Source organism: Olsenella sp. kh2p3 (assembly GCA_900119625.1).
GTDB lineage: Bacteria > Actinomycetota > Coriobacteriia > Coriobacteriales > Atopobiaceae > Tractidigestivibacter.
In genome coordinates, this window is the sequence record FPKD01000009.1 from 91042 (window position 1) to 104548 (window position 13507).

At 60.0% G+C, this 13507-nt stretch carries 16 protein-coding genes and 1 pseudogene; 12 read left to right on the forward strand and 5 right to left on the reverse strand.

Features of this window, described 5'->3' with window-relative positions:
• The first annotated feature begins 2 nt into the window (after positions 1 to 2).
• The gene (locus BT122_RS09370; protein ID WP_072355658.1) at positions 3 to 1781 is read left to right on the forward strand and encodes a GmrSD restriction endonuclease domain-containing protein; all 1779 of its coding nucleotides are present in this window, start codon (positions 3 to 5) and stop codon (positions 1779 to 1781) included.
• Between the two features lie 135 nt (positions 1782 to 1916).
• Here BT122_RS09370 and BT122_RS09375 read toward each other — a convergent pair whose 3' ends face one another.
• A complete protein-coding gene (locus tag BT122_RS09375; RefSeq protein ID WP_072355659.1) occupies positions 1917 to 2801 on the reverse strand; it encodes an SDR family oxidoreductase in 885 nt (294 codons plus the stop codon).
• Positions 2802 to 2909: 108 nt separating this feature from the next.
• Here BT122_RS09375 and BT122_RS09380 point away from each other — a divergent pair, with 108 nt between their 5' ends.
• On the forward strand, positions 2910 to 3431 hold the full coding sequence (locus tag BT122_RS09380) for a TetR/AcrR family transcriptional regulator (protein WP_072355660.1): 522 nt from the start codon (positions 2910 to 2912) through the stop codon (positions 3429 to 3431).
• 413 nt (positions 3432 to 3844) lie between these two features.
• Here BT122_RS09380 and BT122_RS09385 read toward each other — a convergent pair whose 3' ends face one another.
• From BT122_RS09385 to BT122_RS09400, 4 genes and pseudogenes are all read right to left on the reverse strand, one after another.
• A complete protein-coding gene (locus BT122_RS09385) occupies positions 3845 to 4120 on the reverse strand; it encodes a hypothetical protein (RefSeq protein ID WP_072355661.1) in 276 nt (91 codons plus the stop codon).
• A 323-nt stretch (positions 4121 to 4443) separates the two neighbouring features.
• Positions 4444 to 5088: pseudogene (locus BT122_RS09390) on the reverse strand (type II toxin-antitoxin system HipA family toxin); the annotation flags it as partial.
• 56 nt (positions 5089 to 5144) lie between these two features.
• The gene (locus BT122_RS09395) at positions 5145 to 5441 is read right to left on the reverse strand and encodes a helix-turn-helix transcriptional regulator (protein WP_286130357.1); all 297 of its coding nucleotides are present in this window, start codon (positions 5439 to 5441) and stop codon (positions 5145 to 5147) included.
• Positions 5442 to 5663: 222 nt separating this feature from the next.
• Complete coding sequence (locus tag BT122_RS09400) at positions 5664 to 6122, reverse strand: MerR family transcriptional regulator (protein ID WP_072355664.1); 459 nt, start codon at positions 6120 to 6122, stop codon at positions 5664 to 5666.
• A 229-nt stretch (positions 6123 to 6351) separates the two neighbouring features.
• Between BT122_RS09400 and BT122_RS09405 the strand changes: the two genes are divergently transcribed.
• From BT122_RS09405 to BT122_RS09450, 10 genes are all read left to right on the forward strand, one after another.
• Positions 6352 to 6900: a flavin reductase family protein gene (locus BT122_RS09405; protein ID WP_072355665.1), complete on the forward strand. Its 549-nt coding sequence runs from the start codon at positions 6352 to 6354 to the stop codon at positions 6898 to 6900.
• A gap of 78 nt (positions 6901 to 6978) precedes the next feature.
• The gene (locus BT122_RS11180) at positions 6979 to 7113 is read left to right on the forward strand and encodes a flavodoxin (protein WP_083432434.1); all 135 of its coding nucleotides are present in this window, start codon (positions 6979 to 6981) and stop codon (positions 7111 to 7113) included.
• A gap of 27 nt (positions 7114 to 7140) precedes the next feature.
• On the forward strand, positions 7141 to 8163 hold the full coding sequence (locus tag BT122_RS09415; protein ID WP_072355666.1) for an aldo/keto reductase: 1023 nt from the start codon (positions 7141 to 7143) through the stop codon (positions 8161 to 8163).
• Between the two features lie 115 nt (positions 8164 to 8278).
• A complete protein-coding gene (locus BT122_RS09420; protein WP_072355667.1) occupies positions 8279 to 8638 on the forward strand; it encodes a cyclophilin-like fold protein in 360 nt (119 codons plus the stop codon).
• Between the two features lies 1 nt (position 8639).
• Positions 8640 to 9158 (forward strand): flavodoxin family protein, encoded by a 519-nt coding sequence (locus tag BT122_RS09425; RefSeq protein ID WP_072355668.1) that lies wholly within the window; start codon positions 8640 to 8642, stop codon positions 9156 to 9158.
• A 211-nt stretch (positions 9159 to 9369) separates the two neighbouring features.
• Positions 9370 to 9732: a cyclophilin-like fold protein gene (locus tag BT122_RS11015; protein ID WP_083432435.1), complete on the forward strand. Its 363-nt coding sequence runs from the start codon at positions 9370 to 9372 to the stop codon at positions 9730 to 9732.
• A gap of 158 nt (positions 9733 to 9890) precedes the next feature.
• Positions 9891 to 10538 (forward strand): flavodoxin family protein, encoded by a 648-nt coding sequence (locus BT122_RS09435; RefSeq protein ID WP_072355670.1) that lies wholly within the window; start codon positions 9891 to 9893, stop codon positions 10536 to 10538.
• A 146-nt stretch (positions 10539 to 10684) separates the two neighbouring features.
• Complete coding sequence (locus BT122_RS09440; RefSeq protein WP_072355671.1) at positions 10685 to 11146, forward strand: Rrf2 family transcriptional regulator; 462 nt, start codon at positions 10685 to 10687, stop codon at positions 11144 to 11146.
• Positions 11143 to 12153: an NADP-dependent oxidoreductase gene (locus tag BT122_RS09445; protein WP_072355672.1), complete on the forward strand. Its 1011-nt coding sequence runs from the start codon at positions 11143 to 11145 to the stop codon at positions 12151 to 12153. The genes BT122_RS09440 and BT122_RS09445 overlap by 4 nt, the downstream gene beginning before the upstream one ends.
• A 54-nt stretch (positions 12154 to 12207) precedes the next feature.
• Positions 12208 to 13020 (forward strand): nitroreductase family protein, encoded by an 813-nt coding sequence (locus BT122_RS09450; RefSeq protein ID WP_072355673.1) that lies wholly within the window; start codon positions 12208 to 12210, stop codon positions 13018 to 13020.
• Positions 13021 to 13507 lie beyond the last annotated feature (487 nt).

The window sequence follows — 13507 nt, forward strand, 5'->3', positions numbered from 1 at the left end:
CCATGGGAAAAGAACTGTTCGACAACATCCCCAGCAAGGTCGAGGACCTCCTCCACGACGTGAAGCTGGGAAAAATCGGCCTGCCCGACCTACAGAGGCCGTTCGTCTGGCCCGACAGCAAGGTCAGGGACCTCCTCGACTCAATGCTCAAGGGCTACCCCGTCGGCTACATCATGCTCTGGTCGTCGCCGGAAGAGTACGAGAACGCCAAGCATATTGGCGACAACGAGAAGACTTACAAGGAGCCGGACGACCTTGTCATCGACGGCCAGCAAAGGCTTACGGCGCTGCTGGCGGCGTTGTACGGGACGCGGGTAAGGGACAAGAACTACAGGGACAGGACAATCAAGATTTCGTTCAACCCGCTCACGAGGGAGTTCGAGGTCTGGACGCAGGCATACGAGAGGAACACGGAGTGGATCAGCTCCGTGAGCTCGGTGTTCGAAGCCGACAGGAACCACTCCGTGTCCAAGTTCCGAAAGTCCTTCATAAGGCAGGCCAACGAGGGTAGGAGGAGGAACGACCGGCCCAATCTGACCGACGAGGAGGAGGATCTGGTTGAGGAGAACCTCAACGACCTTCTCAACCTCGGCATATACACCCTGCCGACACTCAAGATCAGCTCGAAGGCAGACGAGGAGGACGTGGCGGAGATCTTCGTGCGCGTGAACTCGGGCGGGACCAAACTCACGGAGAAGAACTTCATCGAGACCTTGCTCGCGGTGTTCGACAACGAGGTTCACTCGCGCATAGACAGTTTCTGCGCGGAGTCACGCGTCCCCAAGAACGGGACCGCATACAACCAGATCATAGAGGTCGACCCGTCGCATCTCATCCGGGTTGCGGTCGGAGTCGGATTCAGGCGCGCCCGGCTGAAGTACGCCTACATGCTTCTCCGGGGGAAGGATCTCAAGACCGGCATCACCTCGAGCAAGACGCGCGAGGAGAACCTCGAGAAGTTCAAGAGGTCGCTTGACCTCGCGCTCAACCTCAACAACTGGCATGCGTTCCTCAACCTGTTCGGCAAGGCGGGATACCTCAAGGGGAGCATCGTTGCCTCCACCAACGCGGTGGTCTTCAGCTACGTCCTCTATCTCATCGGCAAGTACGACTACAAGGTACCGCCGTTCGAGCTCAACAAGGTCATAACCAAGTGGATCTTCATGTCCACCATCACCGGCTTCTACACCGGGTCGACCGAGTCCGAGGTCGAGAAGCAGTTCGCCGACCTGAGAGGCGTCACGACGGCGGAGGGCTTCGTGGCATATCTCGAGTCTGCCATCGAGACCAGGTTCACCGACGACTTCTTCACCTACAGCCTTCCGAGCAGCCTCGAGGGTTCGTCTGCCAGCTCGCCGTCGTGGTTCGGCTACGTCGCCTCGCTCATCGTCCTTGGCACGCCCATGCTGTTCAGCACGTCGCCGCTCGCCCAGTACTTTGCCATCGGGGCGAGCGGGAAGAAGGGCGCCATAGACAAGCACCACATCTTCCCGAAGAGCTACCTGACGAAGATCGGCTACGACAACGACCGCGACCGGAACCAGATCGCCAACTTCACGTACCTCGACTACAACACGAACATCGAAATCGGCGACCAGGCCCCTTCCGAATACGTCGCTGCCTTCAGGGAGAGGCTTGGCGAAGAGGGGTATGCCAGGACCTGCGATGACAACGCGCTTCCCCTCGGCTTCGAGAGCCTCGAGTACCCCGAGTTCCTCGCCAAGAGGAGGGTGCTCATGGCGGGCATCGTCAAGAAGGCGTACAAGAGGCTCTGCGAGTGAGGGCATCTGCCTGCGGGAGCCCGGAGATTCCTGTGTTTAAGCAAGCCTGTTTTCGACAGCAAACAAGACGCTATCAAACACAGTCCCCGTGGCCCTTTCCCAGCGCCCCTGCACATGCGCCACGTGGAGGCGGCCCTATGCTTTCCGGCTCATGGCTCTCTTTGCGGCCGCAAGCACCAGCGGGTTTGTTACCGGAATGTCCTCGATATCCTTTTTGAGCTTTAGCGCCTTCATCTGCGTGTCCGCATAATCGACATTCAGCTCAAGGCCAGACACGAAGCTGGCCCCGGCAGAGTTCACGAACACGATAGGCCATGCCATCTCGAGGGATGTGGCCAGACGACCCGCGGCTCCGGCCTCCTTGAGCAGTGCTTGCTCGCTGCCTGCCATTTTCTGGAACTCGCTCTTCATGCCGGTATCGGTACTTCCAGGCAGCACCGTGTTCACGCGGATACCCTTCTTGCCAAGCTCAGTTGAGAGGCGCGCTGCATAGTAGCTGATGCATCTCTTTGCAAAGACGTAGGCGAAGGTCGAAGGAGAAGACTTCTCAAGGTGCGCGATGGCCTCCTGGACCGCATCCCAGGACGAGGAGGATATAACCTTCTCCTCCTCTTTCCGGTACTTCATCCAGTTGAGTCCGGCGGTGGACGATACGTACATGATTGCTCCGCCAGCGCTCATGCGTGTCTTCAAGTACTGCTCGGTAATGTACCAGTTTGCCGTGTAATCGCAGTTGAACGTGGTGGCGTAGTCGGTTTTCAGACCGCTGAGCCCGGCTATTCCGAAGTAGCAGTCGATGTGGTCAGGGATCTTGAGAAATGCCCGGTCAATTGCTGCCTGGTCGGACAGGTTGACCATTATGTACTCCTTGATCCCCTCGACAGGGCACTCGCGCATGTCAAGTGCGTAAACCTCTGCGCCAAGCTCTGCCAGGATCTTGGCGGTCGCAAGCCCCATGCCACTTGATGCGCCGGTAACAACGCACTTCTTCCCCTCGTATCCCAAGAGTTCGTCAATCATCGCGGTCTCCTCCTTCGATATAGTGTGCTGTGGCTGAGTGTACTGGCACGGCTGTGGGACAAATCATGCGGAGACGTGGGCCTGAGACAGGTGGGGAGGATGTGTCTCATGTATTCGAGCGAGATGTCTATCATGCATGCCCTGCTCACCATCATGGACAAGAAGGCTCTGCCAGACGTCACCATGCGCGAGATTGCGCAGGAAGCGGGCGTCTCGCGCGCAACGCTGTACCGGCACTTCTCCTCGCCCGAAGACATCGTTCGGCGTTGGCTCCGAGAGCTATGCCGAAAGGTGGTAACCGACCAGGATTCGTGGGAACTCAACGGCCGCGAGGCAATCCTGCATGCCTTTACTGTGCTGTATGGGGAGAGAGACGCCCTCAGGTGTCTGACACGGCAGGGGCTGGACCATGAGGTGGCCCGTGCCATGTACGACGCGACCCTGTACCAGATCCGACGGCTCGGCGTTCTGCATAGCAATTATCAGATCTGTTACTTTGCGGGCGCCTCGATGGGGTTGCTTTCGTGCTGGACTAGGGGAGGCATGAAGGAAAGCCCTGAGGAAATCACTGACATCTTCATCGAGCTTCTCCATGGCTACATGGATGTGCGCGGCTCCCAGGACCAATAGCTCTCAGAAGGGAGGTCATTGCTGTTCGGAGCGCTCGCAGGGAAGATGAGAGCTGAGAACTTACGCTGCTCCCAAGTGGAAGGCGTTCCTACTGCACCTCCCAGTGGCCGTTACGGTTGGCGCCTATACGCACGAGCGAGAGCAGTCGCTCACGCGTTGTCTCGTCCTCGTTCGTTATACCGACATTCATACCGTCATTTATACCGACATCGTAGCCAGACTCACCGAGAGCGGGTTGGACAAGTCGATGTCTTCGTAGACCTTGATGGCGTTCTGCGCCTCGAGCAAGTCCTTGGGTGGTGCAATCGCCAGAGGACGGGTTTCTCGCCGTCCCCTGGCCACGTTTGACGCGTCCTCGCAGTCGCGCAGTCTCGTTATCCCCCGCGCGACATGCGACTCGACTGCCTCGCGTTCTACAGGCTGTGCTTCTTGAGCTTCTGGTCGAAGATTGCATTCACGATGTCGCTGAGCTGTGAGCGTGCTTCGTCAGGAAGCGGACCTTCCTGCGCTGCCACGGCATAGAGCTCGGGGTGCTCGTGCTCGATCTTCTCGAAGGTCTTGCTCAATGCATGCTTGCGCACGAAGAACGGTATGCGCTTCACCTTCGCTTCATCCACCAGCTCAAGGATCTTCCTGTTGGCGGTCTCGCTGCTCGAAGAGCCAATCGGCCCCGTCTCCTTCTCGGCCATGCGTCTTCCTCTCCTCGGTAAATACATTGTGCACAATGTATCTTAGGTATCCTGAATGCTGCCTGCCGCGGCGACATGCGATATGCACAGCTTGTCCACGGAGTCGGGAAGGCTTGGCAGAAGAACTCTCAGAGCTATGCCCTGAGACGTCTTTCGAGCACCAGCATCACGAGCAGGTGCCTTGATCAGGCGCCTGCCACATTAGAGGCGCTGGTCTCGTAGATTTGCGATCACGATGCCGACCAGGGCGAATGCAGAGACGCTGGTATGTCCCAGGGTGGACCGCAGGGATTCCCCGCTTGCGGGGTTCCCATTCGCGCAACTTAGCTGAACGCCTCGTTTAACGCTTGGACGCGCTCATCCACGACGCGGCCCATCAGTTCGCCCTCCGCTTCCTTGCAACCGTTTCGCCTTGCAAGGCTTCTCCACAAACGTGCCGCGCCTACCACCCTCGCGACCGCAGTCGCGCTCTTCTCGGCTGTGAGGCCACATGCTTCTGCCAGCTCCCGCAGTCCGTCGATCTCGGACCTGCCCGTCTCGCCAAAGACCGACGTGACGCGCTGTTTCCCTGGGTCGGGATTGATGTTGACGTCAAATACGGGGGAGAGAACCCAGCTTCCTCCTTTTCGAAGGAGGCCCAAGTTCCGTAGGTGGTCGTCTGTGTTGTGCAAGGCGATGGACAAGGCGACGCGCGTGAACAGGGATTCGAGCTGGGTGAGTGGATCTCGACACCAATCCACTAGCGCGTCTGCAACGTCAGCGTAGTCGCATTGCAATCCGTCACGTGCACCGACTAGGCTCATGGCGCTCAAGTACGGAATCCTCGGTCCATTCATAAGCGAGCCCTCGCGGTCGAACCTCTCTAGCAGAAGGACCGAATCAGATCCTATCCTGAGCAGTCTTGCCACAGGGACCGCGAGTCCGACCGCCCTGGCGACGTCGAGGCTGGTCTTCTCCCATGCCATAACGTCCCACTCGTCGCCTGGGTGCGAGAACTTGGCGAGAAGGAGCCTGCCCCTGTCCGTTACCGATGCCTGCTCCTCACACGTTGTGGAAGCGCTTGGTCGGCCCTTGCGCGCCCCAAGTCCGTCTGATAGGGGTCCGTTGCCTCAACTACGGCGTTGAGGGTCTGCAGCGCCCGACATGCGTTAAGGAACGTCTCGAGGCTAACGGAGGGGTCGCCGTTCTCCAGGCGCGAGATGGTCGCACGTGAGACATTGGCCTTGTCGGCAAGCTCCTGCGAGGTCAGGCCGTATAGCCTGCGCCATGTGGCTATGTTCTCGCCGATGCTCTTGGCCGCTAGTTTCGTTTTGGCTGACATAGGTCGCTTCATATTACTACCTGTCATAAATATAATACGTAAAGTGCAATTACGTATAATATAGTATACGTAATCGATGAATCAATCCAGTTTGCAGGGCCCTGCGGTGACGCGTGACCAAGGATTCGTCTGGTTTGCGGTGGCAACGGCTCGTGCATGACATCAAAAGCATGTACGCAAGGACCGCCATCGAGCCCTCCGCGCGCGGCGCTTTCCGGCAACCTAGTACCTGTTGATTCGGCACTCCGCCTTGATGCGGCGGATGTCTTCCGGAAGCTCCTCGGCGGGCATGTTCTTGGGTGTGTCGCAGGTGCCCGACTTTGCCGCCACGTCGTAATACCAGCACTTGTAGGTAATGAAGTCGAGCGAGAGCCTGAGGTCCTCCATCTGCCTCAGGATGGCCTCACGCCGCTCGTTCACGATGCGCCGGCGCTCCTCGATGGTGGAGTCTCCCTTGCGATAGAGGTCTATGTAGCGCTTGATCTCGCGGATGGGCATGCCAGACACCTTGAGCCGCTCTATGAATCGCGCCCACTCCAGGTCGTCCTCGGTGAACACGCGGATGCCGCCCTGGCTTCGCGCCATGTCCGGGAACAGGCCGTTCTTGTCGTAGTAGCGGATGGTCGACGCCGGCATCCCCAGCACGGCCGCCGCCTCTCCAATGGTGTAGACCTTCTCCAAAACGCTTCCCCTCCTGGTGGCGCCCCGCACCCCGTCACAGGATGTGAAGCCGCTTTCATAATTTAGAGAAAGTATATTGACTTAAACCATAGTCTAAGTCTGAGAATCGTCCCAGCGACTTGAGGAAGACACAACTCGGACGATGGGAGACAGGAATGAACGACGAGAAGGATCCCAAGATCGTGCTGGGTGCCTGGGCCTGGGGAAAGAAGATGGACTAGGAGAGACAATGGCAAAGAAGAACCTTGGATCGAAGCTCGCGCTGTACCCCACGCCCGTGACGGCCGTGGGCGCCATGACGGACAAGGGTCCCAACTGGCTTCTCGTCGCGCACATCGGCATCATAGGGCACGACAGGGTGACCATCAGCTGCGCCAAGCAGCACTACACCAACCAGTGGATCCGCAAGAACGGCACCTGCTCGGTTAACCTGATCGATGAGAAGCTCCTTCGCGCGGCAGACCACGTGGGCAGCGTGAGCGGCACCAAGGAGGACAAGTCCTGCGCCTTTGCGTGGAGCGCGGCCGAGGACGGCGCGCCGCTCATCGACGAGTCGCCCCTCTCGCTTGCCTGCTCCGTCGAGGATGTGTACGAGACGGACGGCTTCGAGACCTTTGTGCTCGCGATCGACGGCACGTACGTGGACGAGGCATGCCTGGACGAGAAGGGAAAGATAGACTACGGCAGGGTGGCGCCGGTCCTCTTCGAGTTCCCCACCTACTCGTACTGGAGTCTTGGCGAGCGCGTCGGGGGATGCCTGCGTCTTGACAGGGAGTAGTCTCGTGCCTGGCGTGAACGGTGGGCTCGGATTCCGCGACATCCGGACGGCGCCAATCCAAATGAGGGAGTATTCACTATGACAAGAACGATCGTCACGTTCTTCAGCGCTACCGGCACGACGGAGATGGCGGCGGAGGCCCTTGCAAAGGCAGGTCACGCCGAGCTCTACCGGATTGAGCCCACAGAGCGCTACACGAGGCTTGGGATATAGCTGGCTTTCTGCCGAAAGGAGGCAATCGTGGAGTACGCAACTCTTGGCAAGACCGACATCAAGGTATCGCGCGTGTGCATCGGCGGCATGAGTTTTGGCAAGGTGTTTCCCGACTTTCACCAGTGGGTCATCGACCAGCCGGCAACGCAAGCCGTCCTCAAACGTGCCCTCGAGCTCGGCGTAAACTTCATCGACACGGCGAATTGCTACGCGCACGGTACGAGCGAGGAGTTCATAGGTACTTCTCTGAAGAACCTCGGGATGAGGCGCGAGGACGTTGTGCTGGCGAGCAAGGTGTTCTTCAACGAGGGGAGCCTCGGGCACCTTACCAAGGCCGCGATAGAGCATGAAATCGATGGCACCCTACGGCGCCTTGGCACCGACTACCTGGACCTCTACATCATCCACCGCTTCGACTACGACACACCCATCGAGGAGACCATGGAGGCGCTGGACAGTCTCGTGCGCGCAGGCAAGGTGCGGGCACTGGGCGCGAGCGCGATGTACGGCTACCAGTTCCACAACATGCAGGTCACGGCGCAAGAAAACGGTTGGGCCCCGTTCAGCACCATGCAGTGCCACTACAACCTGCTGTACCGCGAGGACGAGCGCGAGATGATTCCCGTGTGCCGGCAGTACGGCGTGTCGCTCACCCCGTACAGCCCGCTCGCGAGCGGCCACCTCACGCGTCCGACGTGGGACTCCGAAAGCAGACGCTCCAGGACCGACTCCACCATGCACGAGAAGTACGACCACGACCAGGAGCTGGATATGCCAGTGGTCGCGCGCGTTGCCGAGCTAGCGCAAAGGCGGGGCGTGCCCATGGCCGACATCGCGCTCGCGTGGCATTGGGCCCGTGGGGTTACCGCGCCCATCGTGGGCTGCTCCAGGCCCGACCGCGTGGACGATGCCGTGAGGGCGCTGGACTTGAGTCTTTCTGATGAGGAGGTGGGCTTCCTCGAGGATCCATACCGCCCCCACGAGCTCGTTGGCCCCCTCGCGCGTCCGGGGGAGAGACCCCTTGCGGGCACGACCGACCCGACGAAATAGATGCGCGTGCCCGCCCGATGCCGTCGCAGTACGTGAAGTTGCCTTAGCCATATCTTTCTTACAGGATGCCTATGAGCTTGGCCACAATCTATCGTAAAGATGCAGGAGGTCAGAAATGCACATTGAGATGGACTTTGACGGAACCATCGTCTCGGGAACCCTGAACGATACGGAAACCGCGAAAGCGTTCTTCGAAGCGCTCCCCATCTCCATTCATGTGGGGTCATCGGGAATGGATTTCTGTGGCCAGATGGAGCAGAGCTTTCCCTATGACGCGGCACAAGTCGGGTATGGATGGTCGAACGGTGACATCAACTACAACCCCGGCGGCGGTTGGTTCGCCGTCTTCTTCGATGGCGAAGACGCTTCAGGGTCCTATGGGGACCAGCTGAACCTGGGCCGCTTGGACGATGATGCCATCGAGACCTTGCGCGGGCTGAAGGGATCCTATGACATCACGATCAGGAAGGCATAGCATGAAGATACTCGTCCTGCAGGGAAGCGCCCGCAAGAATGGGCATACGACCGCGTTGGCCCAGGCGTTCGCCGAGGGAGCGCGCGAAGCGGGCCATGAAGTGACCGTGTTCGATGTTGCCTCCATGGACATCCATGGGTGCATCGGGTGCGAGTGGTGCCACACCCAAGGGAACGGCGAATGCATCCAAAAGGATGACATGCAGCAGATCTACCCCCATTACGCCAGCGCTGACATGATCGTGCTGGCAAGCCCGATCTACTACGGCTCGTTCACGGGGCAGCTGCACTGCGCCATCCATCGGACCTATGCCCTTGAGATCCCGAAGGCATGCAAGAAGATGGCCATGATCTTGGATTCCGGATCTTCGGGCGTGTATGCCGCGGCTGAGCGCATCTACCATGGGTTCCTGCAAGGCTGGTACGGCGCGGAGGACTGTGGCATCTTCGAATATCCCGGCGCAGCTGCGTCCTCTCCCCAGAGCCTGGAAGAGGTTCGCCAGTTCGGCCGGAGCTTGTGAGGAGGAAGGGACCCCCGTGAAGAGAATCCTGTTGACAGCTGCCTTAGCGTCCGTGCTCTGCATCTCCTTCCTTGGAGGATGCGCTCAGGAGCAATCCAGCGATAAGAATGGCGTGAATGCATCCAGTGCGAATGCGAGCGCACCTCAAGAGATCGATCCAGCGAACCAGGATGCAACGGCATCTTCTACCAACCAAGGGGAGGAGTCCTCTATGAACCCGTCCATTTCAACGGTCACGCTCTCGGTTGAGGGACACCAGTTCGCCATCGACCTGGATGATAATGAGACAGCAGCAGCCTTCGCGGCGATGCTCCCGCTGCAGACGGAGATGAGCGAGCTCAACGGGAACGAGAAGTACGTCTATCTGGACAGCTCGCTCCCGACCAACGCGTCCAACCCCGGTACCATCGAGGCGGGGGATGTGATGCTCTATGGGAACAACTGCCTGGTGGTCTTCTACGAATCCCACACCACCTCCTATGCCTATACGCGCATCGGCAAGATAGCGGATGCTTCGGATTTGGCGGCCGTGGTGGGAAGCGGCTCCATCAGCGCAAGCTTCGCTGCCGCGTAAGTAAATGTAAGGCGAATCCTCAGGGCAAGTGCAACGACTGGCCCTAGCGGGCCTGAGGCCTCGATAGCGCACCAAGCTGCGTGAGTCCAGCCTTGAGGCGCTCCACGCCACACGTAGAATGAGCATGTGCGAACGAGATCCACGGGGGAGGGAGACCTATGACAAAGACCCTGGTGCTCAACGCAAGCCCTCGCAAAGCTTGGAACACGGCAAAGCTCTTGAAGTCGGCGGCCGAGGGCGCCAGGGACGCCGGCTCCGAGGTCGAGTACATTGACCTCTACGACCTCAACTTCACCGGGTGCAGGAGCTGCATGCTCTGCAAGAGGAAGGGTGCCGAGAGGTGCCACTGCTACTGGAAGGACGATCTGTCCCCGATAATCGACAAGGTATTCCGGTCGGATGTCCTTCTCGTTGGCACGGCAATCTACCTGGGCAGGCCGACGAGCCGGTACTTCGAGGTTATGGAGCGGCTGCATTTCTGCGCGCTGTCCTACGACGACTACAGCAACTACTTCACCGGGAAGGTGAACGTGGGATTCTTTGTCAGCATGAACGCGTCGAAGGAGTTCTACGACAGGCTCTACAAGGACGCGTTCGAGGGGTACGCGCGGGAGCTCCAGATGCTCAACGGCGAGGTCTGCCTGTACCCGTGCTTTGACACGTTGCAGGTGGCGGATTACTCCAAGTACTCCATGGCGGGCTTTGACGCCGAGAAGAAGCAGCTCTCGCGCGAGAAGAACTTCCCCAAGGACCTGGAGAACGCCTACGCGATCGGGCAGAGGCTGGTGCGAGAGTGTAGCAAGTGAGCTTGACGTAGAGATGCTCCTGCGCTTCTCGTCGCGACGCAAGTGGTGAGTTTATGCGACTGGGGAGGCAACCTTTTGTTGTCGTGGTAGATGTATCAGTACGTGATACAATTACAACTCGACAGAAGCAGGAAGTAGGGGAGTGCATGGACACCAAGTTCTCGACGGCCATTCACATGTTGATTCTTGTCTCCGAGGCGGAGCAGCCCATGAACTCGGAGCAGATCGCGACGAGCGTGGGGACAAACGCCAGCTACATCCGTAAGGTCGCTGCACGTCTCAGCCGTGCCGGAATCATCGAGGGTCGACGTGGCGTAAGCGGGTTTTCCCTGCTCAAGGCACCTTCTGACATCTCCCTTCTCGACGTGTACCGCGCGGTTGAGGAGACGGATGACGTTCACGTGTTCGACATCCACCAGAACCCCAGCGACTCGTGCATTGTGGGCAAGAACATCCGGCCCGTGCTCAGCGGGATGTTCCGCCATGCGGAGCAGGTCGTGGAGGACGAGCTTGCGGGCGCGACGCTTGCGGACTGTATGGCGCGCATGCGCGAACGGATTGAGAAGGACGAGAGAAGCTCCCACCGGCAGGAAGGCGTTAAGCAATGAAGGCAGCGATTCTGGACGGCTACGACAAGAACGGCGCAACCCTTGCGGTGCGCGATGTCCCCGTCCCCGAGCCCGCGGCGCACGAGGTTCTCGTGCGCATCCACACGGCGGCGGTGAACCCGCTGGACAACATGATCATCCGTGGTGAGGTGCGTCTCATCGTGCCGTATCGCACGCCGCTCGTGATGGGCAACGAGTTCTCGGGCACCGTCGTGAAGGCGGGTTCTGCGGCGGCAAAGTTCAAGGCCGGCGACCGTGTGTACGGACGCATGCCGCTCGCGAAGATCGGCGCGTTTGCCGAGTACGCTGCAGTAGATGAGTCCGCCCTCGCCGTTGTGCCCGACTACCTCTCGATGGAGGAGGCTGCGTGCGTGCCCCTCACGGCGCTCACCGCCATGCAGGCGCTCGAGCTTATGGAGGCGAAGGCGGGCCAGACGCTCTTCATCTCGGGAGGGACGGGTAGCCTTGGCGCCATGGCCATCCCTATTGCCGCGCGCATGGGGCTTGTGGTGGCGACCAATGGCAGCGCCCGCAACGAGGAGCGCGTCCGCGAGCTTGGTGCCAGCACTTTCATCGACTACAGGGCGCAGCACTACGTGGACGTGCTCCACGACGTTGACTGCGTGCTCGACACTCTGGGCGAGCGCGAGCTGCCGGACGAGTTCAGCGTGCTCAAGCGCGGCGGACACCTCGTGTCGCTGCGCGGACTGCCCAATGGTCGCTTTGCTAGGCGGGCGGGCCTCTCGCCTGTTAAGCGCGCGCTCTTTGGCATTGCCGGCCGCAAGTTCGACAGGATGGCGGCGCAGAGGGACCAGACTTACGACTTCATCTTTGTTCACGAGGACGGCGCGCAGCTCGAGCGCGTGGGGGATCTCTTCCCGGCGGAGCGCCCGCTGCAGGTTTCCATCGACGGTACCTACGGGCTCGACCAGGTCAATGACGCGCTCGAGCGCGTGAGGTCGGGCCACTCCCAGGGCAAGACCCTCCTGCACATTTCGCAGGACTAAGGCACTCCGGCAAGACGCGGCATGCAGTGGCGAGAAGAACAGGGGACACAGCACATGGACTCCAGCACCATCAAAGCGCGCAAGAGCGTGCGGACCTTCAACGACAGACCAATCCCGGACGAGCTAATGGCGAAGCTCGAGGACTTCACCAAGCACGACACCAATCCCTTTGGCGTACCCATAACGTTCAAGTTTCTCGACCGCAAGCGCGACGGCGTGTCCAGCCCCGTGATCGTGGGGGCCAACACGTACGTTGCTGCCAAGTACCACAGGCAGGAGGACGCGGAGCTGGGCTTTGGCTATTCCTTCGAGAGGTTCGTCCTTCTCGCCACGTCGCTGGGGCTGGGGACGGTGTGGCTTGCCGCGACGATCGACAGGAAGGCCTTCGAGCGGGCGCTGGGCGTGGGGGCCGACGAGGTCATGCCTGCCGTGACCCCTCTCGGCTACGCTGCGGACAAGAGGTCCGTGTGCGAGACCCTCATGCGCAAGAACATGCGGTCGGACGAGCGGGCCCCGTTCGAGTCACTCTTCTTCAGGGGAGACTTCGACCATCCCCTTGGCGAGGGTGAGGCGGGTGGCCTCCTTGAGCCGCTTCAGACGGTGCGCTGGTCTCCCTCGGCAACCAACAAGCAGCCGTGGCGCCTTGTTCTTGACGGCGAGAAGGTCCACTTCTACGAGCACAAGACCAAGGGGTACGCGCGGGAGTCTACCGGCGACATCCAGAAGGTCGACATGGGCATTGCGGCGTGCCACTTCCAGATTGCCGTCCAGGATGCCGGATTTGAGGGGACGTTTGTGAAGTCCGACCCGGGGATAGCGGCACCCGAAGCCACCGACTACGTGACCACGTTCGTGATTTCTAACTAGTTCCCGTGTGTCTGGTGGCCACTGTGTAAGGGCGCTGCACAAAATTTGCGGTTGACGGCCTTTTTCGGGGGTTCCGCTTAGTATCACCTGGCAGGTACCATTTCGCTACCTGCGGCTCCGCAAAAAGTTAGAGCTTTCGTACTCGGCGATTCGCCCAAAATGGGCCGTCAACCGCAAATTTTGGGCTCTTCGGTGGTTTCTGTGGGAGAGATTCCGGCATAGGCCCAGCTCAGCGGGCGAAAACAACGATCTGGAACTGAAACGGCCCCGGGAGGGGCCGTTTCCGCGTCATCCGCCTATGATTGCTAAGCCAAATTCAGACAACCGAAGAGGTGTGACGCATGAAGAGTCTACTACTTCTCGCCCTCGGTCTGGCCCGCACGGTCGTCCTGGGCGCGCGCATCGAGGCCGAGCGCATCGTCGTGAGCGTCCGGCCCTACAAGCGCGAGCAGCGCCGCTGCCCCGTATGCGGCAGGGCCTGCGACTT

What these genes read in the sequence shown, in the direction of transcription:
- BT122_RS09370 (WP_072355658.1), top strand. Translation starts at nt 3, where the DNA reads ATGGGAAAAGAACTGTTCGACAACATCCCCAGCAAGGTCGAGGACCTC.
- BT122_RS09375 (WP_072355659.1), bottom strand. Translation starts at nt 2,801, where the DNA reads ATGATTGACGAACTCTTGGGATACGAGGGGAAGAAGTGCGTTGTTACC.
- BT122_RS09380 (WP_072355660.1), top strand. Translation starts at nt 2,910, where the DNA reads ATGTATTCGAGCGAGATGTCTATCATGCATGCCCTGCTCACCATCATG.
- BT122_RS09385 (WP_072355661.1), bottom strand. Translation starts at nt 4,120, where the DNA reads ATGGCCGAGAAGGAGACGGGGCCGATTGGCTCTTCGAGCAGCGAGACC.
- BT122_RS09395 (WP_286130357.1), bottom strand. Translation starts at nt 5,441, where the DNA reads ATGTCAGCCAAAACGAAACTAGCGGCCAAGAGCATCGGCGAGAACATA.
- BT122_RS09405 (WP_072355665.1), top strand. Translation starts at nt 6,352, where the DNA reads ATGGCAAAGAAGAACCTTGGATCGAAGCTCGCGCTGTACCCCACGCCC.
- BT122_RS11180 (WP_083432434.1), top strand. Translation starts at nt 6,979, where the DNA reads ATGACAAGAACGATCGTCACGTTCTTCAGCGCTACCGGCACGACGGAG.
- BT122_RS09420 (WP_072355667.1), top strand. Translation starts at nt 8,279, where the DNA reads ATGCACATTGAGATGGACTTTGACGGAACCATCGTCTCGGGAACCCTG.
- BT122_RS09425 (WP_072355668.1), top strand. Translation starts at nt 8,640, where the DNA reads ATGAAGATACTCGTCCTGCAGGGAAGCGCCCGCAAGAATGGGCATACG.
- BT122_RS11015 (WP_083432435.1), top strand. Translation starts at nt 9,370, where the DNA reads ATGAACCCGTCCATTTCAACGGTCACGCTCTCGGTTGAGGGACACCAG.
- BT122_RS09435 (WP_072355670.1), top strand. Translation starts at nt 9,891, where the DNA reads ATGACAAAGACCCTGGTGCTCAACGCAAGCCCTCGCAAAGCTTGGAAC.
- BT122_RS09440 (WP_072355671.1), top strand. Translation starts at nt 10,685, where the DNA reads ATGGACACCAAGTTCTCGACGGCCATTCACATGTTGATTCTTGTCTCC.
- BT122_RS09445 (WP_072355672.1), top strand. Translation starts at nt 11,143, where the DNA reads ATGAAGGCAGCGATTCTGGACGGCTACGACAAGAACGGCGCAACCCTT.
- BT122_RS09450 (WP_072355673.1), top strand. Translation starts at nt 12,208, where the DNA reads ATGGACTCCAGCACCATCAAAGCGCGCAAGAGCGTGCGGACCTTCAAC.